Raw genomic sequence first — 21135 nt, 5'->3', positions numbered from 1 at the left:
CTAAAGCGCGTTGCGACGCGCTTTAGCAGCAGCGATTTGCTGGGCAATGGTCGCTTCAACATCGTCATGAAAGCAGAACCCCTCTGCAAATTGGGTCGAATCATAGCACGCCCGGCGCGCGATTTCGATCACGACCGCTTCATCGGGCTGCGCGCCTCGCCGTCGCGCCAGTTACCCAAAACCCACATATGGTCGAAGGCCGACCGGTAGTCGGGAAAGCGGAAGGGATAGCCGGCCGCCTTGATCGCCGTGTTGGCGACACGCTTGTTCTCGCGATAGAAGGACCGCGCCATGGGCGAAAGTTGGGCGGTCTCGAACGGAATTTCCGGCGGCGGTGTGACGCCCATCAGCCCTGCGGCATAGGTGACGACGTCCTGCGGCGGCGCCGGCAGGTCATCGGTGACGTTGAAGATGCCGCCGCTGGTGTGCTTGAGCAGATGCCAAAGCGCCCCCGCAATGTCGTCGCAATGGATGCGGTTGAACACCTGGCCCGGCTTGACCAGCCGCCGCGCGGTGCCGTTTTCCAGATTGACCAAGGCATTGCGGCCCGGCCCGTAGATGCCGGAAAGCCGCAGGATCGCCACCGGCCGGGCGATGTCTCGACCCAGCTTCAGCCAGTCCCGCTCGGCGGCGACACGCAGCATCGAGCGCTTCGACAGCGGCCTGCATTCGGAGGTCTCATCGACCCAGCCGCCGCCATGGTCGCCGTAGACGCCGACGGTGGAGAGATAGGCGATCCATTCGAGCGCCGGAATCTTCGCGATTGCCTGGCGCGCCGCATTCAGCACCGGGTCGCCGGCCTCTTCCGGCGCCACCGAGACGACGAGGTGGGTTGTTTTCTCGAGCGCGTCGCTGATTTCAAGCGTCAGCGCGCCATCGAAAAGCAGCGGCTGGATTCCGGCTTGCCGCAGCGCTTCGAATTTCTCCGCTGCGCGTGTCGTGCCAAGGATCGTGCCGGCATCCTTGCTGGCGCGGGCAAATGCCTTGCCCGAATAGCCGGCGCCGAAAATGAGGATCTGCTTCTCGCTCATGCTTGTGCCTCGATCTGGTTTGCTAGCGCCAGGCGCCATTCGCGTCGCACGGCCTCGTCGCCTTCTGCTTTCACCGCAGCGCTGGCCGATTTGGCGAAATCCGAAGCCGGCACAAGCCGTGACAGCGCCCAAACCGCTGCGCCGCGCACCAGCGGCGAGGCGTCACCGAGCAGCGCACGCACGGCGTTTCCGAGCGAGGGTTCGCCGGAATTGCCGGCGGCGATCAGCACGTTGCGGACAAAGCGGTCGCGACCGATGCGCTTGACCGGCGAACCGCTAAAGAACGACCGGAAGGAAGCGTCGTCGAGCGCCAACAGATCGGCGAGCGGCGGCTCGCGCAAGTCCGCGCGGGCGACGAGCTTTGCCTCGGACGCTGCCCGGGCAAACTTGTTCCATGGGCAGGCGGCTAGGCAATCGTCGCAGCCATAGATGCGGTTGCCGATTTTTTCGCGGAACTCGTGCGGGATCGGCCCCTTGTTCTCGATGGTGAGGTAGGAGATGCAGCGGCGCGCATCGAGCCGGTAGGGAGCCGGAAAGGCGTCGGTCGGGCAGGCGTCGAGACAGGCGCGGCAAGAGCCGCAATGGTCGTCTTCGGGCGTATCGGCTGCAAGCTCGGCCGTGGTGAAGATGGTGCCAAGGAACAACCAGGAGCCGTGCTCGCGGCTGACCAGATTGGTGTGCTTGCCTTGCCAGCCGAGGCCGGCGGCTTCTGCCAGCGGCTTTTCCATCACCGGGGCGGTGTCGACGAACACTTTTACGTCGCTCCCAGAGTGCCCCACGATCTTGCCGGCGATCTCTTTCAGCCGGCCCTTCATCACATCGTGATAATCGCGGTTCTGCGCATAGACGGAGATCGCGCCGCGCTGGCGCTTGCCCAGCACCGCGCGCGGGTCGTGGTCCGGCCCGTAGTTCATGGCCAGCACGATGATCGAGCGAACTTCGGGCCAAAGCGCCATCGGCTCGCCGCGGCGTTCGAGCGTCTCGGCGATCCAACCCATCGAGCCGTGGAAGCCGTCGGCGACGAATGCGGCAAGCCGGGCCGGCGCCTGCGGGATGGCATCGGGCGTGGTGACGGCAACGGCATCGAAACCGGCGCGCCGCGCCTCGCGGTCGATCAGCGCGCGCAGGTTTTGCGCTCTAGAAATCGAGGTCCGCATAATGTGACACCGGCGACAGGCCGCGCACCCGGTCGGACAAAAGCGGCCGGAACGATGGCCGTGATTTCACCCGTGCATACCATTCGCGCGCGGCAGCGTGTTCGCGCCAGTCGATCTCGCCGAGATAGTCGAGCACGGACAGCGCAGCCGCAGCCGCGAGGTCGGCATAGGTGACCTTGCTGCCGGCCAGCCAATGGCGGGTGCCGGCCAGCCAGTTGGTGTATTTCATGTGCTGGCGGATGTTGGCGCGCGCGGCGCGGATCGCCGCCGAATCGGGCGAGCCGCCGCCCGCCGTTTCCGGCATGATCGGCTTCAGCACGCGCTCGCGCACCAGGTGCCGCGTCACCTCGCTATCGGCCTTGCTGAGATACCAGTCGGTCAGCCGGCGGATTTCGGCGCGCTCCATCGGGTCCTCGGCGAACAGCCGCTTGTCGCGCTTGAGCACGCCGCGCGTCTCGTCGAGATATTCGCCGATGACCATCGCGCCGACGATCGGCACGTCGCCCTCGGCAAGCAGGATCGGCAGCGTGCCGGCCGGGTTCAGCGCCAGGAACTCCTTGCGCCGCATCCACGGCTTTTCCTCGATCAGCGCCAGTTCCTCGCCATACTCGCCGAAAGCGAGGCGAACGAAGCGGCAGGTGGCGAACATCGGGTGGTGGAAAAGCGTCAGCATGGTCCCGCGATAATAGAGCGCACTGGCAAATCGCCGGCTGCGCCGGTAAGTCTTGGCCGCCCCGATTCAGGGGGCCGCCCCGATTCAAAGGGCCGTCAGGGTGCTGCGACCTATAGGAGGAGTTCCGCGCCATGACAAGCAAGCCGTTCTTCAAAGCTCTCACTCGAACGCCGAGGTTTCCATGGAAAGCCAGACCATTGTCGAAGCGCTGCTGCTCGGCATGATCGAGGGCATGACCGAGTTCATTCCGGTCTCGTCGACCGGCCATATCCTGCTTGCCGGTCATTTTCTCGGCTTCCATTCGACCGGCAAGGCCTTCGAGATCCTGATCCAGCTCGGCGCCATACTGGCGATCCTCAGCGTCTATTTCCATCGCCTGTGGCAGATGCTGGTCGACCTGCCGCGTGATCGGGTGACGCGGCATTTCGTTCTCGGCATCCTCGTCGCCTTTCTGCCGGCGGCCGTCATCGGCGCGCTGGCGCATGGCTTCATCAAGACGGTGCTGTTTGAATCGCCGAGGCTGATCTGCGTCATGCTGATCATCGGCGGCCTGGTCCTGCTGTGGGTGGATCGCTTCAAGCCGAAGCCGCTCTATCACGACGTCGAGCGGTTTCCGCTCCGGCTCTATCTGCAGATCGGACTGTTCCAGTGCCTTTCGCTGATCCCCGGCACGTCGCGTTCCGGTTCGACGATCGTCGGCGCGCTGCTTCTGGGCGTCGACAAACGCGCGGCTGCGGAATTCTCCTTCTTTCTCGCCATGCCGACGATGGTCGGCGCCTTCGCTTTCGACCTGTTCAAGAACCGCAATGTGCTGACCAGCGCCGATCTGCCCATCATCGCCGCCGGTTTCATCGCCGCCTTCGTCGCGGCGCTTATCGTCGTGCGCTTCCTGCTCAACTACGTCTCGCGCCACGGCTATTCGCTGTTCGGCTGGTGGCGGCTGGTTATCGGCACCGTCGGCCTGGCGGCGCTGTTCGTCCGGGGGTGAGGCGGCACGCTTCTTTTGTCGCCAAGGGCTCTATTTGTTCGTTTGGCCTAACAATGTCGGCTGATGGTGGGGACGACCAGCGTAGACCCGCCCCTCCAACCCAAGCCGTCATCGCGGGGTCGTTCTCGCCCGCTTGAATGCATCTGATGGCCGAATCGACTGTGTTCACCACTCTTCAGAACTTATTCACGCCGATATCATGACTTCGAACGAGCCCTCGCGTCCTCTCTCCCACGACGTTCCCACACGGTTCGGGCGTCGAACTGAGGAGATAAAGTATGATCAACCGCATCTTGGGAGTTCTCGTGATCGGCGCCGCGACCACCGCGTCCGCTGGTGATGGTCTGAGCCGCCACATTCTCGAACGGGCAGCAAGCTGTTGGCCTACGCAGACGGCGATGCGCGGGATCAGCTTCAGTGCAGATGTCCACGTCAGCTTCACCCGCGAGGGGCACGTCAGTGCCATCCAAATCGTCGACGTAGCGCCGCAGACCGAGACGTTCAAGGGCTTGGCCAGGGATTTCGCGGATGCATTGAAGCGCTGTGGTCCATACGTCACCGAAGGCAAGAGCGAAATGAACGTCAATCTCTCATGGCCGCTGTAAACGCAGCAAGGTGCTGCTACTTCGTCACCGAGAATTCATAACGCTTGAAGCGAGACAGCAGGATGTATTCGTTCGGGGCTCCGGGCGTGACGCTCAGGTTGCGGAACACGGCGCCACAGCCCGTCAGTTTACGCGGATAGGCGGTGCACAGGCTGTCGCCCTGCACCCACATTCGACCGGTCACGACCTCCTCACCAACTGTTCGGGTCACGCTGCCGTCTGCCGCAATCACAGCATGGTAGGCCAAGACATCGGGCAGAACCTGGCGTCCCGTCAGCTCGTGTCCGATCATGAGATTGCCGATGTCGACGCCATTCATCCGTTCAGCGGATTCGGGTTCCATTCCGGCAGGAAGCTCAGAAACCCCTGCCTTCCTCAAGCCATCGAGCAGGCGAACGATATCTTCCGGTCGCTTGTAGACGAAGAACTGCTGCGCGATCAGTAGGTTCGGCTGACCCTCCTGCCTTTCCGACAGCACGCTTCGGAGCTGCTCCAGGGCTGAGGCCGCTTCCGGCAGGCGATCGAGATGCGCAAGCGCTGCGACAAGAACATGCAGGCCGTAGAACTTCGTCCAGGGATTGGGCGACCGAACATCGACCTGCTCAAGCTGCGCGACCGCCTCCTCGTAGCGGCCCTGGCCGAACGCCGCCAAGCCAGCCTGATAGTGTCGCCACTCCGTCCACCCGGGATCGACGCGTAGGGCCGCCTCGAGAAAGGTTCGCCCCTCAGCCGGCCTGCCGTTGAAGATGAGGGCCTGGCTCAGCCCTTCGTAGGTCCAGGAATCGCTCGGGTCGAGCGCTATCGCCTTTTGCAGGGCAGCCACCGCCTCGTCGGACCTATGCTCCCGGACCAGAAGCTCGGAAATCAGCTGGTAGTAACCGGGCGACGGATTTCCGGCAGCGATGGCCAGATTGCCGTAGAGCTCGTCGTCGATCTCGGTCCAACCAAGCCCTAGGGCCTGTCTCCTCGCGTCGTCGGCATCCCAGTGGAGCCATGCCAATTCCGCGGCCGCCGCGCCGAAATCGGCATCCAGCGCCAGGGCCTGGCGCAGGTAGCGAGATGCGTCCACGGTGCCTGAGGGTGTATCCGTTCGTCGCGCCTCGATAGCGCGCCGAAAAGCCTGGTAAGCTTCCGGATCGTCAGTATCGCCGGACACGGCCAGGTTTGCTTTTCCCGGGACGAGCTTTAGCTGCAGCGCGGCGACAATCTGACCGGTCACCTGGTCCTGGAGCTTGAACACATCGCTGAATGGACCTTCGAACCGCTCGGCCCAGATCTGGCCAACCGTCGAGGCATCGATCAAGTGCGCATTGATGCGCACTTCATCGCCGAGACGTCGAACCGAGCCCTCGAGCAGGTAGCGGACGCCGAGCTCTTTCGCGATCTTCGCCGGCGGAAGACCGCTGTTGCGATATGCACGCGCGGCATTGTGCGAGACGACGAACAGGCCGGGAACGCGCGCCAGCTCTGTCGTCAGATCGTCCGCGAAACCGTTGGCAAGATAGGCCTGCTCCTCGGCTTCGCTGAGATTTGCGAACGGCAGAACCGCGATCGAGAGCGAGGTCGGCACTCCCGTATCAAATGTAGGCCTCCAGATGAACGCCGCGACTGCGGCAATGATTGCCAGTACAGCGCTTACAAATATCAGGCTTCGCCGGCTTTTGGTCTCGTGCTGGTCAGGAGAGGCAGTGCCGTGAACCTGCGGGTAGCGATCGTGAGGTATGCCGGGCGCTTGGCTTTCGGGGACAAAGCGATATCCCCGTCGCGCGACTGTCTTGAGCAGGCTCTGCTTCTCGTCGCCGATGGCTTTCCTGATTTCGCTGATGCACTGGGAAAGACTGTTTTCCGTCACCGCGATGCCGGGCCAGACAGCGTCCAGGAGCTCCTCCTTGGTCACGACACGGTTGGCGTTGGCGACCAGATGCTTCAGCACCGCGAGCGATTGAGGCCTCAGCGGGATATCTTCACCATGCTCGCCGTGCAGGAGACCGGCGTCGAAATCGAACTCGACACCGTTTAGAGCAAGGCTCGGTGGATTGACCAGGTTCAAGGCTGCTCTCGATCATCGTGCTGATCGTTCGGGCGGCACGTTGCTCGGCAGGCCGCCTTTGACTTGAGAATCGGCGCCTGTCGCCGAAAGTCAACCAGCGTTTGAAAGTCGGCGCTGCTTCCCGGGACGAAACCTTGACGCTGCGATCGCAAACGTCCGGAAATTCACGACCGAGCCGGCTGGCGCATCGACTTGGATTATGCCGCGATGGAGCGTTCTACGTGGAATGGTCAGTGCGCTGCGATCCGGATCCCACCGGTGACTTCCAGAGCCTAGCTCCGCCCGTAAAAAACATTCTTGACATGCACCGGCCAGCGCCACGGCAGCACCGCGACCATGTCGAAGCGCACCGACAATCTGCCATAGTCGGACTGGCGCGACAGCCAGAGATCGGCGGCGCTTTCGATGCGGTGCTCCGATTCGCAGCGAACAGCTTCCATCGCTTCCACCAGTGTGCGGCGAGCCTTCACCTCGACGATCAGCACCAGGTTGCCGCGCCGCGCGATCAGGTCGATCTCGCCGAACCGCGTGCGGTGGCGGCGGGCCAGGATCCGATAGCCCTTCACCATCAACGCCGCCGCAGCCAGCCACTCGCTGCGGTGGCCGCGCCGATAGGCGCGCTGGCGGCTGGCGACCGGGCGTTCAGCCATCGCTGTCTTTCCCGGTGTCGCCGTCTTTGCCGGTGTCCTTGAGTTCGAGCAGCCGCCGGTAAAGCGCCTGCTTCTGGCCGCCGGTCATCTTGGCGGCTTCCGCCGCCGCCTTGGAGGCCGGCATCTCGGCGGCAAGCGAAAGCAGAAGCCGGTCGATGTCCGCCGGCTCGTCGGCCGTTGCGTCCGACGGGCCGACGCAGATGACGATCTCGCCCTTCGGCGTGTCGGCCGCCGCGTAATGATCGGCGAGCGACTGCAAAGTGCCGGTCCGTATCTCCTCGAAGGTCTTGGTCAGCTCGCGGCCGATCGCGGCCTTGCGGGCGCCGCCCAGCGCCTCGCCCATGGCACCGAGCGTCTCGGCCAGCCGGCGCGGCGATTCGAAGAAGATCAGCGTCGCCGGCACGGTTTTAAGCGCTTCCAGCCGGGTCAGCCGTTGGCCGGTCTTCACCGGCAGGAAGCCGGCGAACAGGAAGGCGTCGGAGGGCAGGCCGGAGGCCGTCAGCGCCGCGAGCGGCGCCGACGGGCCGGGGATCGGCACGACGCGAATGCCCTGGTCGAGCGCTTCGCCGACCAGTCGGTAGCCCGGATCGGAGATCAGCGGCGTGCCAGCGTCCGAGATCAGCGCCACGCTCTGCCCGGCCAGCAAGGCTGCGATCAGTTTTGGGCCGGCCTCGCCGGCATTGTGCTCATGATACGCAGTGGTGCGGCGGCGGATGCCGTAGCGGTCGAGCAGCACGCGACTGACACGCGTGTCCTCGCAGGCGACGATGTCGGCGGCGGCGAGCGTTTCAAGCGCGCGTAATGTGATGTCGGCGAGATTGCCGATCGGCGTCGCCACCAGGTAGAGCGCCGGCTCGAGCGGCCGGGCCGGTATCTCGGTCTGGCCGATCACGTAGCTGCGTTTTGCCGACTCGCCGGTCACTGGTGTCCCCCGTCAGGCTCTGACCTTGAATGCATTCGGCCCTGTTTGGCACGGCTCACGCCGGGTTGCAAAACCCATGCCGAAGTGACGCGGCTGTCATGCCTTTGCCACACTGCGGAACGAAACCGTGCCCGGCGGATTTATGCCTGATCTCGGGAGGAGCAGGATGGACAGCCTCAAGATACAAGACGTTTTCGAACCCTATTATGCAGGCCGCAAGCGCTTTGCCGTGCGAAAGGACAAGGGCCTGCCTGCCAAAGCCGGCGCCGGCTCGGCTAAAAGGCCGCGAAAGCGTCGGCCGTCAAAGGCAACCAAGCTCGAGATCGAGCCCTCGACCGGCACCGGCAGCACGATGGAGCACTGACCAGACGATGCCCAATCGCTTCGACATTTTCATCACCCGCCTTGAAACCAAAAGCTCCCGCAATGGAGCGCCCCCACATCCGACAAGCGATCGATACCGTGCACGCCGCGACAAGGGCGAGGCCAAGCCGGCTCGCGACGGTGAGGCGGACGCCGAGAAAGACCACGCCAGGCGCCGCCCCAAGCACGACGCCTGACTACCGCGATCTTCGCGATTGGCCGAGACACTTCCCTCTAAAGCGCGGGGGAAACGCTCGGCCACATCATTCAACCCGGATAGTTCGAGACCCGCGCTTCCAGCAAACGCTTCCAGACTGGGTTCATGACTCGTCGTCTGGAATGTCGCCAGCCTCTGTTCATAACGTGCTAATATTGAACCTGCGTGCGCACTTGAGCGTACGGGAGAGGATCATGTCGGCAACTTTAACCGCACTGAGCAGCAGTGAGGCCTATAGGCTGGGAGATTTCAACCTGATTGGCCGTGGCGAACATGCCACCATACGCCTGGAGGACGGGGAAGTTTCGCGCCAGCATGCAACGATCCGGCGCGACGGCGCGAACTACTGGGTTGTTGATGTCGGTAGCGTCAATGGCAGTTATGTGAATGACGTGGCGCTCACAACCGCGCGTGTGCTGCACACCGGCGATCGCGTCCAGTTCGGCAGATCGATTTTTCTTTTCGACCAGGGCACGACTGCCCCCGATCCAGACTCGCAAGTGGCGAACACAAAAACGCAATGGGGCAACCCGGCAGCCCCCAAGAGCCGGCCGGCCACCCTGTTCGTTGCTGATTTGAAGGAGTTTACCGCAATTAGCGCAAGGCTGTCCCCGGAACAGGTGGCGGCCCTCCTGGCCGAGTGGTACTTGGACTGCAATATGATCTTGAAGCACTACGGCGCCTCGATCGACAAATTCATCGGTGATTGTGTATTCGCTTATTGGCACGGGACCGCAGCGGATGCCTGTGTCTCTGCGGTTCAGGCTGCCCAGGCGCTCCGCGCTGCGGAAGACGCGGCTACGTCGCCAACCCGAGTACTGGTCCGGGAACAACAAGACATCGTACTCGACTGCCGCATTGGCCTTCATGTGGGTGAAGTTGCTATCGGCGCTATGGGCAAAGGCATCAACACCGCGCTGGGCGATGCCGTGAATTTGGCCTTTCGTATTGAGGGATTGACGCGAAAACTGGACAAGCCACTGTTGGTCAGCGCCCAATTCGTCGAGCACTGGCCTGAAGGCAGACAATATTTCAAGTCCTGCGGCCATCACGAGGTCAAAGGGCGCGCCGAGATGATCGAGGTATTCAGCCTAGAATAGTCGCGCCAGCATAGGAGAGGCAGCCATGGGGCTCAGAAATCTTCAGGCATTTCTATTCTTTTTGCTTCTGATCGTGCTGGGCTTTTCAGCGCCGCTACGCGCTGCGGAAGGTAAGCGCCTTGCGTTGGTAGTCGGGAATTCTGCCTACACGGCGACAACGCCGTTGGCGAACGCCGCCGCCGACGCCCGTGCCTTTACAGCGTTCCTGAAGGAAAACGGCTTCGAGGTAGACAGTCTGATCAATGTGGACCGGGCCGGTTTCGCGAGAGGACTCTCTACTTTTTCAAAGAAGATCGGGCCAGCCGACACCGCCTTGTTCTACTTCGCTGGCCACGGGATGCAGCTGAAAGGCGAAAATTTTCTGCTCGGGCTCGATGCCGAGCTGCTGTCGGAGTTTGACGTCGATGCCGAAGCCATCGCGCTGAATTCCATTATAGGCACTATGGAGCGGAAAGCCTCGCTGTCGCTTCTTTTCGTCGATGCCTGTCGCAATAATCCGATCGCCGACCGGCTGAATGCAAGCGTCGAAGGCGTCACCCGCGGCGCTGCGTTGAAGGGGCTGGCGCCTGTGGGTCCCACCGGCTCGGGAACGATGATCGCCTTCTCCGCTTCGCCTGGCCAGGTCGCCTACGATGGAGTCGGTGAGAACTCGCCTTTCACGACGGCCTTAGTTGAACATATGTCCAGCCCTTCGCTAGAGGTAGGTACGGCTTTCAAGCGTGTGATCCGCGATGTCCGCATAAAGACGAACAACCTCCAATCGCCGCAGATCGTCTCGAACATTGCCGCTGAATTTTACTTCAACGCCAGTGCGCCGGCGACCGCTGTCGCCGCATCCGATTTTCTCGCCCAGATAGATTTCGAAAAGGCCGAGCGCATTGCCACTGCACGCGGCTGGCAGCTTTACTTGGCCAAGCACCAATCCGGCTCTTTCTCCGACAGCGCTCGCGCTGCGCTGCGTCTGCTCGAAGGTGGCGGCGATGGCCTCGTGTCGCCGCAGGAAGCTGAACGCCGTATGAAGCTGACGCAGTCTCAACGCAAGGAAATCCAGCTGACGCTTTCCGACCTCGGATATGACATAGGTGCGGCGGACGGCAATCTCGGTCAAAAGACTCGCAGGGCGATCTCTCGATACCAGAAGGCGCTGGGGCTCACCGAGACTGGATACATCAATAACGTCGTCGCCAACGGGCTGGAGCTGGTTGGCGTCACGAGCACGGATTCCGTCGTATCTGCCGACGAGGCGCGGCTCTTCGACCCCGAGGATTTGAAAGGGCTCGAAACCGATGAGCGCACTATTCGCGCCGCGCAGTGCCTCAGGGGCAAAGAAATCATCTACGGCGAGTTTGGGAGCCGCCTCTATGTGGCGGTTTACGATCGCCACTCGTCTTGGCAGACCGCCAAATCTGCTGCCCAGCGGTGTGAAGCGCATCTGGCGGCGATCTCGTCAAAGGCGGAGAACGACTTTATTTACGGGCTGTTCGAGACTGATGAACGGATGTTCGAAACTGGCTTCGACGGAAGAGTGTCCTACAAGATGGGTCCGTGGATCGGCCTTGAGCAGGATCCGGGGGGGGCGCGAGCCTCGTGGCGGCTGGCGATGGCTGACCGGCGAGGCAATGACTTACAACAATTGGCTTCGCAACCACCCCAACGAGCACAAACAGGGTGATGATTTTGCGATGTTTTATGCTCATTTGGACGGCAACCGCGACACGGCCGATCTCAAGGCGAGCACGTGGGACGACATGGGTCCGCAAAACAGCTCGCACGGCTACATTATCGAGTTTCAATAGGACGAGGTGGAAGATGGGATCGGCAGCATGCCTCTCGGCTGCCGCTTACCGGTTCTCGCCGGCTTCAACACACGCCCCGTGGCCGTGATCGATCGGCAGCCTCTGCCGAGGCACGTCACTCGCAGATTGTAAGTCGATCGCGGCAGAAGCCGCTGCCCCGGCGAGCCCCGGCGGCCCGCGCTCTGACCCTGCACTCATCGTGGGTTTCTGCCCTGCAAACGCGAGCTGGCCTGCTCGCGCTCGGAGCAGCGGCGGCACGCTTCTGTTCCGTTGGCGATCGTGGCCGGGTGTTCGGGTTATTCGCATGGCGGGGTTTTTCTATCGAATTCGGCCGGGCAACCACCGGACACACGCGAGCTGTGCTCCCTTCCAGTTTCCTCAAAGCAATTTCTGTCGGTTTCGCCATGTCGATCTTAGCGCCGGAGTAGCGAGCGAAACGGCGCAACGCCTCCTGGGTTCTTCCACCCCAGATGCCGTCTGGGTTTCCCGGATTACACCCAATGCGGCCAAGCTCGCGCTGTATCCGCTTCGCCAGTTCGTTCGGGGCATCTTCCTGGTTGGCGTCCGATTGATGATCTGCATTCTCCAACTGTTGAATCTGGAGTCTGGCGAGAGGCACAAACAGGCCGTCCGGGTACAGTCGAAGATAATCCTTTAACGCTCCGCTGCTTTTGGAGCCGCGGATTGAGGTCCACAACTCGATTTCCGTCAGGCTCGCATCTCGGCTGTTGTTGGCTGGCGAGACTGCCGTTGCGCCACGAGGAGGGGCAATGAAAATTTCCCTGCCAGGCAGCGATCCATACGTGAATGGTTCCTGCTTGCCGCCTGTCGCGGCCAGAACAGTGTCGCGAACCTTGCGAAACACGAATTGGATGTCTACCCCGGGTTCACCCAAATGCGCCAACAGCCCTGCAGTGTAGGGACTGTTCCGTCCCGCTCCATCGAATGCGGTCGTACCTTCCTTCGCAGCGTACCCGACCAAAGTTCCGGCTGCCGGCTCAATCGCAGCCAGGCCTCTGCCAATGGAACGCGTTGCATTTGATCTTCGCATGGCCGCGATAAAGGGGTTGTCCCGGCAAGCATCAAGTAGAACCACTCGCACGCCGGAGACACGGGACAACGCGTTCATCACCAAATCGAGCGGGATTGCCTCAAACTCCACGTCGGAATCAGCGCTCAGGCTGACATCTGTAGGAACCAGAAAATTTCTATTCTCAACCTCAACCCCATGTCCCGCAAAGAAGATTATTGCGAAATCAGCACCTTCCGCCTCGCGACCGAACTCCTGCAGAGCTTTCCTGAACGCGGTATGGTCCAAGTCCATCTTGCGAGATACTTTGAACCCTACCATTGAGAGCAAGGTCGCCATGTCAGCAGCGTCATTGTTCGGATTGGGAAGTCTAGCCACCCGCTGATAGTTCGAATTGCCGATCACCAGCGCAACGCGTTTTTCAGCCCACGCCACCTCCAGCCCGCCGATCAGGGCAAGGACAGCAAGCGCGATGTTGAAGAGGCGCATTTTAGCCCCGTGCTCTGCTTCAACCGCATATTAGCGGCACCCGACAGAAGCTTGACCAGTCAGGCCCACGCTTGCAAGTAAATATCGGTCGCGGATTGCAGGCTGGCCCGGCGCTGAGATATTCCTTCGTGGACATATTACCGCGCCAGATCGGCCACTACGGCGTCCAGCACGATCATGCCGGCCGGGGTGGCGCGCAGGCGGGCATTGCCGATCGGCGCCACCAGCCCCTCGCCCTGCAGCATCGACAGCCGCGCCGTCGACAGGCCACGGCCGGAATACGCTTCGTAGCGCGAGAGGTCGATTCCCTCGGCCAGCCTCAGTCCCATCAACAGGAACTCGTCGGCCTCTTCCGAGCGCGTCAGGATCTCGCCGCCGGTGACGCCATGGCCCTTGGCCTCGACCAGATTGGCCCAGGTTTCCGGCATTCGTTCGGCGATCGTCACCACGCGACGGCCGTTTTCGACGAAGCGGCCATGCGCGCCGGGACCGACGCCGACATATTCGCCATAGCGCCAATAGGTGAGATTGTGCCGGCTTTCGGCGCCTGGTCTGGCGTGGTTCGAAATCTCATAGGCCGGCAGCCCATGCGCGGCGGTGATCTCCTGCGTCAGCGCATAGAGATCGGCGGCATGGTCATTGTCGGGAATAGCGAATTTCCTGGCCGCATGCAGCGCGTGGAACGGCGTGCCTTCCTCGATGGTCAACTGGTAGAGCGACAAATGGTCGGCGGCATGGCCGATCGCCTGCTCGAGCTCCGCCTGCCACGCTTCCGGTGTCTGGCCGGGCCGTGCGTAGATCAGATCGAACGACAGCCGCGGGAAAATCTCACGCGCCAGCCCAATCGCATGCAGCGCTTCATCGACATTGTGCAGCCGGCCGAGAAAGCGCAGATCCTTGTCGTTCAGCGCCTGCACGCCGAGCGACACTCGGTTGACGCCTGCCTCCCGATAGCCGCGAAAGCGCTCGGCCTCGACTGAAGACGGGTTGGCTTCCAGCGTCACCTCGATGCCGGCAGGCACCGTCCAGTTCTTCGCCACCGCGTCCAGCACCGTCGCGACGGTTTGCGGCTTCATCAGTGATGGCGTGCCGCCGCCGAGAAAAATGCTGGTCACCTCGCGCGGTCCGGTGCGGTTGCGCATCGTCGCAAGCTCGGTCTCGAAGGCGCGCGCGAAACGCTCCTGGTCGACCGGCTGGTGGCGGACATGGCTGTTGAAGTCGCAATAGGGGCACTTGGCCGCGCAGAACGGCCAGTGCACGTAGACGCCGAAACCGGGGCTGCGGTCGAGCAGCATGGTCATTTCACCGCCGATCGCGCCAAATCCAGTCTGGCCTGTGCGAATTTCTGGAAGGCGCGAGCCCGATGCGACAATGCCGTCGGCTGGCCGGGCTTCCAGCCATGTTTCTCCTCTGCGGTCATCTCGCCAAAAGTCTTTTGGAAACCGTCCGGCACGAACACCGGGTCGTAGCCGAAGCCGAGTTCGCCGCGCGGCGGCCATACCAGCGTGCCCTCGACCTCACCTCGGAAATATTCGGCCGCGCCGTCGGGAAAGGCCAGGCAGATGACGGCGACGAAACGGCCCTTGCGCTGCGCTGGATCAACCGCGCCGATTTCCTGCAACGCCACTTCGGCTCGCTGCATCGCCATGCCGAAGTCGCGGCTCCCGTCGGGCGCCTCGGCCCAGTTGGCGGTGTAGACGCCGGGCGCTCCGCCCAGCGCATCGACACACAGGCCGGAATCGTCCGACAATGCCGGCAGGCCTGTCGCCTTGGCGGCGGCAAAGGCCTTGATATAGGCGTTCTCCTCGAAGGTGGTGCCGGTCTCGTCCGGCTCCGGCAGGCCATATTCCTTGGCCGACTTCGCTTCTATGCCGAACGGCGCCATCAGATCGGCGAATTCGCGCAATTTGCCGGCATTGTGGCTGGCGACAACGATCTCATGTCCATCAAGCGACTGCATCAGATGCCCCAGATTCTTGGTTCGGCGAATTCGATCGAATTGCCGGAGGGGTCGCGAATATAGATCGAGCGGCCACCCTGCGGCCATTCGAACTCGCTCTCGATGGCGATTTTCTTGCGCTCAAGATGCGCTCTCCAGCGCACGATCTCGTCCGCGCTCGCCGCAAAGCAGAGATGGCCGTCGCCGACCGTGCCGTGCGGCGGCACTTTCAGCTTGGCATCGGGCGCCGGCGGCATCTTGGTCGCCTCGGCGTTGAAGATGAGCAGCACGCCGTCCCCGCAACGGAAGAAAAGATGCCTGCCGTCGACCTTGCCCAGCAGATCGAGCCCGAGCACATCGGTGTAGAATTTTTCCGCGGCAGCGAGGTCGATCACATATAGCGCTGATTCGAGGATGGCAGAAGGGGTCATGACAGGGTTAAGCTACAGCCATCTGCTGCAGGCTGACCAGTCGCGCAATACCTTTCTTGGCCAATTCCATCAGCGCCGCAAATTGCTCTTCCGAGAAAGGCTCGCCCTCGGCCGTGCCTTGTATCTCGACAATGCCGCCCTTGCCGGTCATGACGAAATTGGCGTCGGTGCCGGCCGATGAATCCTCGAGATAGTCGAGGTCGATGACCGGCTGGCCGTCGTGGATGCCGCAGGAGATAGCCGCGACATGGTCCTTCAGCACCTTGGCGACGCTGGCCATCTGCCGGGCTTCCATCCAGCGCAGGCAGTCGTAAAGCGCCACCCAGCCGCCGGTGATCGAGGCGGTGCGCGTGCCGCCATCGGCCTGGATCACGTCACAGTCGACGGTGATCTGCTGCTCACCCAGCGCCTGCAGATCGACCACTGCGCGCAGCGAACGGCCGATCAGCCTCTGGATTTCCAGCGTGCGGCCGCCTTGCTTGCCAGCCGAAGCCTCGCGGCGCATGCGCTCGCCGGTCGAGCGCGGCAGCATGCCGTATTCCGCCGTCACCCAGCCCTTGCCGGAATTGCGCATCCAGCCCGGCACCTTTTCTTCGAGGCTGGCGGTGCAAAGCACGTGGGTGTCGCCGAACTTTACCAGGCACGAGCCTTCCGCGTGCTTGGAGACGCCGCGCTCAAAGGAGATGGCGCGCATTTCGTCGAACTGGCGTTTGGAAGGGCGCATTCAGGCTTCTTTCTTGTCGATTTAGGAGTCGTGGCCGGCTTGTAGCCGCACGCGACGAGAGGCGCAAAGGAAAATGGACCAGTTGCGCGGGCGCGGCCGATGTCTATATCCTTGGGCCGGAGGTATTTGGCTCGAATGACCAAGGCAGTCGATCCCGGTTCCCAGTCGGCGGCAGCGCTCCAATCCCCCGCGCTTCAATCGCCCGCCCTTCAATCGCTCGACATGCGCTCGCGCGACATCTTTCGGCGCATTGTCGATTCCTATCTGAAGGACGGCGAGCCGGTCGGCTCGCGCAGCCTGTCGCGTATCCTGCCGTCTTCGCTGTCGCCGGCCACCATCCGCAATGTGATGAGCGATCTCGAGCATCTCGGCCTGATCTACGCGCCGCATATCTCAGCCGGCCGATTGCCGACCCAGGCCGGCCTGCGCTTCTTCGTCGATGCCTTCATGGAGCTTGGTGATCTCTCCGACGAGGAGCGCCGCACCATCGAGGCGCAGGTACGCGCCTCCGGCTCTGGTGCGACGCTGGAGCACATGCTCACCGAGGCGAGCCAGATGCTGTCCGGCATGTCGCGCGGCGCCGGCCTCGTGCTTGCCGCCAAGAACGAGGTGGCGCTCAAGCATATCGAATTCATCCAGCTCGAGCCGAACAAGGCGCTGGCCGTGCTGGTGTCGCAGAACGGCGACGTCGAAAACCGCGTCGTCGACCTGCCCGCCGGCATCACTGTCTCGCAACTGCACGAAGCCTCGAATTTCCTCAACGCCCATATCCGCGGTCGCACGCTGGCCGAGGCGCGGGTCGAGATCGCCCGCATCAAGGAAGAAACCAGGGCCGCCCTCGACACGCTGTCGCAGGATTTAGTCGAGAAGGGCCTTGCTGTCTGGGCAGGCGCCGAGAGCGGCTTGCCGGCGCGTCTCATCGTGCGCGGTCGCGCCAATCTGCTGGAAAATGTCACCGCCCAGGCCGACATCGAGCTGCTGCGGCATTTGTTCGAGGATCTGGAGACGCAGGACGGGCTGATCCAGCTTCTCGACCTCGCGGAGGAAGGCTCCGGCGTGCGCATCTTCATCGGCTCGGAGAACAAGCTGTTTTCGCTGTCGGGGTCGTCGCTGGTCGTGGCGCCCTATCGCGACAAGGACGCCCGCGTCATCGGCGCGCTCGGCGTCATCGGCCCGACCCGGCTGAACTATGCACGCATCGTGCCGATGGTCGACTATACCGCGCAGCTTATTTCCCGCATGCTGCGATAATGCATGTCGCCCAAAAAACCGAAGCGCGTCGCACGGATCCTTCCAACGCGACACGCTTAAGGGAACCTCAAGGAGAAAAAAATGGCGCTGGAATCATTCAAGGCTCAGATCAGCCTGTTGCTCGAGCAGATGATCAACCAGCCCGAGGATCAGCATGAAGTGCAGGAGCAGTTGCGCGAAAAGCTGGGGGAGATGCGCGCCATGGGCCTGCCGCTGCCGGCCGATCTCGTCGCGCTGGAAAAGCGCCTCGACGACGATTTCTACGCCGCCGGGAACTGAGCCCGAAAGGTGCAAGGACGGCTAGCCGACCGGCGAGCATGAGGATCTCGTGACCGGATTCGTCGTCTCCGGCGACGCGGTCTGGGGCCGACCGGCAAGTGATGCGGTGCCCGGAGGACGGCGACGGTTGCATCTGGCCGTCACCTGCGGGCGAGGATGTATTCAGCATGCGACCCAGCGGATATTTTCAAACGGCAGACTAGCTTGCGCGGCCGAAGGCTTTATCCTGCCTGGTCGAGACTTAGTTGCCTGACTCACTTGATTGCCTGACCCTTGCCCATCTGACCTCTTGGGAGCGAAACCAATGAACAAGCCCGCCACCACCGTGCCTGTGCCCGGCCGCGGCCGCATCTACAATTCGATCACCGAGACGATCGGCGACACGCCGCTGGTGCGGCTCGACAAGTTCGCCGGGGAAAAGGGCGTCGTCGCCAATCTGCTGGCCAAGCTCGAATTCTTCAACCCGATCGGCTCGGTCAAGGATCGCATCGGTGTCTCGATGATCGAGGCGCTGGAGGCATCGGGCAGGATCGCGCCCGGCAGGACCACGCTGATCGAGCCAACCTCGGGCAACACCGGCATCGCGCTCGCCTTCGCCGCCGCCGCCAAGGGCTACAAGCTGATCCTGACCATGCCGGAAACCATGTCGGTCGAACGCCGCAAGATGCTGGCGCTGCTGGGCGCCGAACTGGTGCTGACCGAAGGGCCGAAAGGCATGAAAGGCGCCATCGCCAAGGCCGACGAACTGGCCGCGACGCTGCCCGACGCCATCATTCCGCAGCAGTTCGAAAATCCCGCCAATCCGGAAATTCACCGCCGCACCACAGCCGAGGAAATCTGGAACGACACTCATGGCGAAGTCGACATCTTTGTCGCCGGCATCGGCACCGGCGGCACCATCACCGGCGTCGGCCAGGTGCTGAAGCAGCGCAAGCCCTCCGTGCATGTCGTCGCCGTCGAGCCGGAGGCCTCGCCGGTGCTGTCGGGCGGCCAGCCCGGCCCGCACAAGATCCAGGGCATCGGCGCCGGCTTCGCGCCGAAGATCCTCGACACGACCATCTATGACGAGATCGTCAAGGTCTCCAACGAGGATTCGGTCGCCAATGCGCGGCTTGTCGCCCGCCTCGAAGGCGTGCCGGTCGGCATCTCGTCGGGCGCTGCCCTGCAGGCGGCGATCGTCGTCGGCTCGCGGCCGGAGAACGAGGGCAAGAACCTGGTGGTAGTCATTCCGTCCTTCGCCGAACGCTATCTGTCGACGATCCTGTTCGAAGGGCTGGGGGCTTAGGGCATATTTGTGCCGGCCTGCGGTTGCGGTTTCCTGCGCTTCCGTAGCGCCCGCCAATTGTCGAAGCCGGCGCCGCCCCTCATCCTGCCTGCCGGCATCCTCTCCCCGTAAACGGGGCGAGGGGGCGCTCTCATTGACGGGTTCGCCAATCGCCAGCGTTGCAGAAAAAAGTGCCGACACCGCGACCCGGCCTCTTTCTCCCCGTTTACGGTCCACCCTCCGCAGTTGCTGCGGAGGACGGGCAGGACAATGAGGGGCGGCGCCAGCGGCCGGCCTTAGATCCCAAACATCGGATCATGTCTGATCCCGGCCTTTCCCGCACCTCATTCTTCGGCTGCGAGCCCAGCCCGTCGTGCCTGCAGGAACCGGCGCACGGCCGGGTCGCGTTCGAGGCCGATCGCCCGGTCATAGGCCTCAGTAGCCTCCCGAGTTTTGCCGAGTCTGGCCAGAAGGCCCGCGCGGGCGGCCCAGTAAGGCTGATAATCATGCAGCCGCTTGTCTCCACCAAGCTCATCAAGTGCACTCAATCCCGCCGCGGCGCCGTCGGCCTCGGCAATGGCCACCGCGCGGTTGATCGAGACCACCGGCGAGGCGGCAATCACCGACAGCGCGTCGTAGAGATGTCTGATCGCGACCCAGTCGGTCCGCCCGGTCAGCCGCCTGGTCGTATGGGCGGATTGCACGGCCGCCTCGAGCTGGTAGCGGCCGACGACGCCCTTGGTCGCGGCGCGCCTGAGCAGTGTCTCAGCTTCGTCGATCAAGGCGCCGTCCCACAGCGCAAGCTCCTGCTCGGCCAGTGGCACATAGTCCCCGGCGGCGTTGCGCCGCGCCGCACGCCGCGCCTCGGCAAACAGCATCAGCGCCAGCAGGCCAAGCGCTTCCGGCTCATCCGGCATCAGCGAGGCTACCAGCCGGCCGAGCCAGATGCCTTCGGTCGCGAGATTGCGGCGGCGGGTTTCGGTGCCGGCCGGGTCGGACCAGCCTTCGGCGAACGCGGCGTAGATCGCTTCCAGCACCGCATCCAGCCGCTCGCCGAGTTCGGTCCTTTCAGGCACCCGGAACGGAATGCCGGTTTCGCGGATGCGGCTTTTGGCGCGCACCAGGCGCTGGCCCATCGTTGCCGGCGACACCAGGAAGGCCGAGGCGATCGTCGCTGCGTCGAAGCCCAGAATGGCCTGCAGGATCAGCGGCGCGCGCACGCCAGCCTCGATCGCCGGATGGGCACAGGCAAACATCAGCCGCAGCCGCTCATCGGGCAGGTCTTCATCGATCATGCGGGCCTCCATCTCCTCTGCGATCAGCCTGAGATGGTCGCGGCTCGCCTCACTGGTCAGCCGCCGCCGGATCGCGTCGACGCGGCGTCTGCACGCCACCGCCAGCAGCCAGGCTTCCGGCTTCTGCGGCACGCCGGTTTGCGGCCAGCGCTCCAGCGCCGCCGCAAAGGCGTCGGCCAGCGCGTCCTCGGCGCCGGCCACGTCGCGCGTGCGGGCGGCGAGGAAGGCGATGAGCTTGCCGTAGCTTTGCCGGGCGGCCGCTTCCGCCGCCGCCCGGGCGACCTCAAGGTCATTCGTCATCACATGGTTTGTTCCCAGATCGGCCGCACCTCGACTGTGCCGGTGCTGGCAGCTGGGCATCGCGCCGCCCAGGCAATAGCCGCGTCGGCGTCCTCCGCCTCGATCATGTAGAAACCGGCGAGCTGCTCCTTGGTATCGGCATAGGGACCGTCGAGCACATTGGTCTTGCCGTTGGCCATCCGCACCGAGGTCGCGGCTTGGGTCGGCTTCAGCCGGTCACCGGCCAACCAGGAGCCGGACTTCTTCAACGCTTCGGTATAGGCGCCATAGGCTGCGCTGATCTCGTAGGTCTTCTCCGTCGGCGCGGCCGCCATCGCGGCTTCGTTCACGTAGATCAAAAGCATGTATCGCATGGTCTTCTCCATTTTCGAAGGCCGCATCGTTGCGAGCCGAACGTATGTCGCGCGGCCACGCGCGATTTCGACAGGCTCTGCGAAAATCTTTCGGCTCCGATCGCACATCGCGCAAGCGGCCATGCGTTGCGGCATCACCCAGCCGTTCGTCTAGAGCGCGATGATTTTAGGTTGGGACATAGCCGGCCTCGGTGAAGTAGTTGGCGCATTCCTTTGATGTGACGGTGT

Annotated in this window: 22 protein-coding genes and 1 pseudogene; 8 read left to right on the top strand and 15 right to left on the bottom strand. The window is 63.2% G+C overall.

From position 1 onward, the window contains the following. Genes AC0L2R_RS22970 through AC0L2R_RS22955 form a run of 4 tightly spaced genes read right to left on the bottom strand, consistent with a single transcriptional unit; the run spans position 1 to position 2861 of the window. On the bottom strand, positions 1-132 hold the full coding sequence (locus AC0L2R_RS22970; RefSeq protein WP_473511691.1) for a hypothetical protein: 132 nt from the start codon (positions 130-132) through the stop codon (positions 1-3). Next, the gene (locus AC0L2R_RS22965) at positions 129-1031 is read right to left on the bottom strand and encodes an SDR family oxidoreductase (RefSeq protein WP_473511689.1); all 903 of its coding nucleotides are present in this window, start codon (positions 1029-1031) and stop codon (positions 129-131) included. The genes AC0L2R_RS22970 and AC0L2R_RS22965 overlap by 4 nt, the downstream gene beginning before the upstream one ends. Continuing rightward, a complete protein-coding gene (gene queG, locus AC0L2R_RS22960; RefSeq protein WP_473511688.1) occupies positions 1028-2188 on the bottom strand; it encodes a tRNA epoxyqueuosine(34) reductase QueG in 1161 nt (386 codons plus the stop codon). The genes AC0L2R_RS22965 and queG overlap by 4 nt, the downstream gene beginning before the upstream one ends. After that, on the bottom strand, positions 2169-2861 hold the full coding sequence (locus AC0L2R_RS22955; RefSeq protein WP_128169289.1) for a glutathione S-transferase family protein: 693 nt from the start codon (positions 2859-2861) through the stop codon (positions 2169-2171). Before AC0L2R_RS22955 ends, queG begins: the two co-directional genes overlap by 20 nt. Before the next feature lie 181 nt (positions 2862-3042). On the opposite strand from AC0L2R_RS22955, the gene AC0L2R_RS22950 reads away from it, so the two are divergent. Both AC0L2R_RS22950 and AC0L2R_RS22945 read left to right on the top strand, forming a co-directional pair. Then, positions 3043-3849: an undecaprenyl-diphosphate phosphatase gene (locus tag AC0L2R_RS22950; RefSeq protein WP_023803684.1), complete on the top strand. Its 807-nt coding sequence runs from the start codon at positions 3043-3045 to the stop codon at positions 3847-3849. Positions 3850-4127: 278 nt separating this feature from the next. Continuing rightward, positions 4128-4454, top strand: a complete 327-nt coding sequence (locus AC0L2R_RS22945) for a hypothetical protein (protein ID WP_473511687.1) — start codon at positions 4128-4130, stop codon at positions 4452-4454. A 16-nt stretch (positions 4455-4470) separates the two neighbouring features. Here AC0L2R_RS22945 and AC0L2R_RS22940 read toward each other — a convergent pair whose 3' ends face one another. From AC0L2R_RS22940 to rsmI, 4 genes and pseudogenes are all read right to left on the bottom strand, one after another. Continuing rightward, complete coding sequence (locus tag AC0L2R_RS22940) at positions 4471-5775, bottom strand: tetratricopeptide repeat protein (protein WP_473511873.1); 1305 nt, start codon at positions 5773-5775, stop codon at positions 4471-4473. 486 nt (positions 5776-6261) lie between these two features. Next, positions 6262-6387 (bottom strand): annotated as a pseudogene (locus AC0L2R_RS22935) (winged helix-turn-helix domain-containing protein); the annotation flags it as partial. Between the two features lie 389 nt (positions 6388-6776). After that, positions 6777-7154 carry a YraN family protein gene (locus AC0L2R_RS22930; RefSeq protein ID WP_473511686.1) on the bottom strand — a complete coding sequence of 126 codons (378 nt, stop codon included), beginning with the start codon at positions 7152-7154 and terminating at the stop codon, positions 6777-6779. Continuing rightward, entirely contained in the window at positions 7147-8076 is a 930-nt protein-coding gene (gene rsmI / locus AC0L2R_RS22925; RefSeq protein ID WP_473511685.1) for a 16S rRNA (cytidine(1402)-2'-O)-methyltransferase, read from the bottom strand. Before rsmI ends, AC0L2R_RS22930 begins: the two co-directional genes overlap by 8 nt. Before the next feature lie 166 nt (positions 8077-8242). Between rsmI and AC0L2R_RS22920 the strand changes: the two genes are divergently transcribed. The 3 genes from AC0L2R_RS22920 (at position 8243) to AC0L2R_RS22910 (ending at position 11428) form a co-directional block, all read left to right on the top strand. Beyond that, positions 8243-8440 (top strand): hypothetical protein, encoded by a 198-nt coding sequence (locus tag AC0L2R_RS22920; protein WP_139172565.1) that lies wholly within the window; start codon positions 8243-8245, stop codon positions 8438-8440. A gap of 410 nt (positions 8441-8850) precedes the next feature. Continuing rightward, a complete protein-coding gene (locus AC0L2R_RS22915; RefSeq protein WP_473511683.1) occupies positions 8851-9756 on the top strand; it encodes an FHA domain-containing protein in 906 nt (301 codons plus the stop codon). Between the two features lie 25 nt (positions 9757-9781). After that, on the top strand, positions 9782-11428 hold the full coding sequence (locus tag AC0L2R_RS22910) for a caspase family protein (RefSeq protein ID WP_473511682.1): 1647 nt from the start codon (positions 9782-9784) through the stop codon (positions 11426-11428). Between the two features lie 239 nt (positions 11429-11667). On the opposite strand, the gene AC0L2R_RS22905 is transcribed toward AC0L2R_RS22910, so the two are convergent. From AC0L2R_RS22905 to rph, 5 genes are all read right to left on the bottom strand, one after another. After that, entirely contained in the window at positions 11668-13071 is a 1404-nt protein-coding gene (locus AC0L2R_RS22905; RefSeq protein ID WP_473511681.1) for a caspase family protein, read from the bottom strand. Between the two features lie 137 nt (positions 13072-13208). Further along, entirely contained in the window at positions 13209-14372 is a 1164-nt protein-coding gene (gene hemW, locus AC0L2R_RS22900) for a radical SAM family heme chaperone HemW (protein WP_473511679.1), read from the bottom strand. Further along, the gene (rdgB, locus tag AC0L2R_RS22895; RefSeq protein WP_473511677.1) at positions 14369-15031 is read right to left on the bottom strand and encodes an RdgB/HAM1 family non-canonical purine NTP pyrophosphatase; all 663 of its coding nucleotides are present in this window, start codon (positions 15029-15031) and stop codon (positions 14369-14371) included. The genes hemW and rdgB overlap by 4 nt, the downstream gene beginning before the upstream one ends. After that, the gene (locus AC0L2R_RS22890) at positions 15031-15441 is read right to left on the bottom strand and encodes a VOC family protein (RefSeq protein WP_473511676.1); all 411 of its coding nucleotides are present in this window, start codon (positions 15439-15441) and stop codon (positions 15031-15033) included. Before AC0L2R_RS22890 ends, rdgB begins: the two co-directional genes overlap by 1 nt. 7 nt (positions 15442-15448) lie before the next feature. Beyond that, positions 15449-16165: a ribonuclease PH gene (gene rph / locus AC0L2R_RS22885; RefSeq protein WP_023803674.1), complete on the bottom strand. Its 717-nt coding sequence runs from the start codon at positions 16163-16165 to the stop codon at positions 15449-15451. A 135-nt stretch (positions 16166-16300) separates the two neighbouring features. Between rph and hrcA the strand changes: the two genes are divergently transcribed. From hrcA to cysK, 3 genes are all read left to right on the top strand, one after another. Beyond that, positions 16301-17416 (top strand): heat-inducible transcriptional repressor HrcA, encoded by a 1116-nt coding sequence (gene hrcA, locus AC0L2R_RS22880; protein WP_027155899.1) that lies wholly within the window; start codon positions 16301-16303, stop codon positions 17414-17416. Between the two features lie 81 nt (positions 17417-17497). After that, positions 17498-17695, top strand: a complete 198-nt coding sequence (locus tag AC0L2R_RS22875; RefSeq protein ID WP_023803672.1) for a hypothetical protein — start codon at positions 17498-17500, stop codon at positions 17693-17695. Between the two features lie 304 nt (positions 17696-17999). Next, positions 18000-18980 carry a cysteine synthase A gene (cysK, locus tag AC0L2R_RS22870; RefSeq protein ID WP_023803671.1) on the top strand — a complete coding sequence of 327 codons (981 nt, stop codon included), beginning with the start codon at positions 18000-18002 and terminating at the stop codon, positions 18978-18980. A 323-nt stretch (positions 18981-19303) separates the two neighbouring features. On the opposite strand, the gene AC0L2R_RS22865 is transcribed toward cysK, so the two are convergent. Continuing rightward, positions 19304-20554, bottom strand: coding sequence for an RNA polymerase sigma factor (locus tag AC0L2R_RS22865; RefSeq protein ID WP_473511674.1), 1251 nt, complete (start codon positions 20552-20554; stop codon positions 19304-19306). After that, positions 20554-20907: a YciI family protein gene (locus AC0L2R_RS22860; RefSeq protein ID WP_027155901.1), complete on the bottom strand. Its 354-nt coding sequence runs from the start codon at positions 20905-20907 to the stop codon at positions 20554-20556. The genes AC0L2R_RS22865 and AC0L2R_RS22860 overlap by 1 nt, the downstream gene beginning before the upstream one ends. Between the last annotated feature and the right edge of the window lie 228 nt (positions 20908-21135).

The organism is Mesorhizobium sp. WSM4820 (genome assembly GCF_055811075.1).
The sequence above is the reverse complement of the archived record's forward strand: the minus strand, read 5'-3'. Positions and strand labels throughout refer to the sequence as shown.

Coding starts and splice junctions, on each gene's coding strand:
- AC0L2R_RS22930 (WP_473511686.1), bottom strand. CDS start 7,154: ATGGCTGAACGCCCGGTCGCCAGCCGCCAGCGCGCCTATCGGCGCGGC.
- AC0L2R_RS22920 (WP_139172565.1), top strand. CDS start 8,243: ATGGACAGCCTCAAGATACAAGACGTTTTCGAACCCTATTATGCAGGC.
- AC0L2R_RS22860 (WP_027155901.1), bottom strand. CDS start 20,907: ATGCGATACATGCTTTTGATCTACGTGAACGAAGCCGCGATGGCGGCC.
- AC0L2R_RS22950 (WP_023803684.1), top strand. CDS start 3,043: ATGGAAAGCCAGACCATTGTCGAAGCGCTGCTGCTCGGCATGATCGAG.
- AC0L2R_RS22875 (WP_023803672.1), top strand. CDS start 17,498: ATGGCGCTGGAATCATTCAAGGCTCAGATCAGCCTGTTGCTCGAGCAG.
- hemW (WP_473511679.1), bottom strand. CDS start 14,372: ATGACCATGCTGCTCGACCGCAGCCCCGGTTTCGGCGTCTACGTGCAC.
- cysK (WP_023803671.1), top strand. CDS start 18,000: ATGAACAAGCCCGCCACCACCGTGCCTGTGCCCGGCCGCGGCCGCATC.
- rdgB (WP_473511677.1), bottom strand. CDS start 15,031: ATGCAGTCGCTTGATGGACATGAGATCGTTGTCGCCAGCCACAATGCC.
- AC0L2R_RS22915 (WP_473511683.1), top strand. CDS start 8,851: ATGTCGGCAACTTTAACCGCACTGAGCAGCAGTGAGGCCTATAGGCTG.
- queG (WP_473511688.1), bottom strand. CDS start 2,188: ATGCGGACCTCGATTTCTAGAGCGCAAAACCTGCGCGCGCTGATCGAC.
- AC0L2R_RS22865 (WP_473511674.1), bottom strand. CDS start 20,554: ATGACGAATGACCTTGAGGTCGCCCGGGCGGCGGCGGAAGCGGCCGCC.
- hrcA (WP_027155899.1), top strand. CDS start 16,301: ATGACCAAGGCAGTCGATCCCGGTTCCCAGTCGGCGGCAGCGCTCCAA.
- AC0L2R_RS22955 (WP_128169289.1), bottom strand. CDS start 2,861: ATGCTGACGCTTTTCCACCACCCGATGTTCGCCACCTGCCGCTTCGTT.
- AC0L2R_RS22945 (WP_473511687.1), top strand. CDS start 4,128: ATGATCAACCGCATCTTGGGAGTTCTCGTGATCGGCGCCGCGACCACC.
- AC0L2R_RS22965 (WP_473511689.1), bottom strand. CDS start 1,031: ATGAGCGAGAAGCAGATCCTCATTTTCGGCGCCGGCTATTCGGGCAAG.
- AC0L2R_RS22910 (WP_473511682.1), top strand. CDS start 9,782: ATGGGGCTCAGAAATCTTCAGGCATTTCTATTCTTTTTGCTTCTGATC.
- rph (WP_023803674.1), bottom strand. CDS start 16,165: ATGCGCCCTTCCAAACGCCAGTTCGACGAAATGCGCGCCATCTCCTTT.
- AC0L2R_RS22890 (WP_473511676.1), bottom strand. CDS start 15,441: ATGACCCCTTCTGCCATCCTCGAATCAGCGCTATATGTGATCGACCTC.
- AC0L2R_RS22905 (WP_473511681.1), bottom strand. CDS start 13,071: ATGCGCCTCTTCAACATCGCGCTTGCTGTCCTTGCCCTGATCGGCGGG.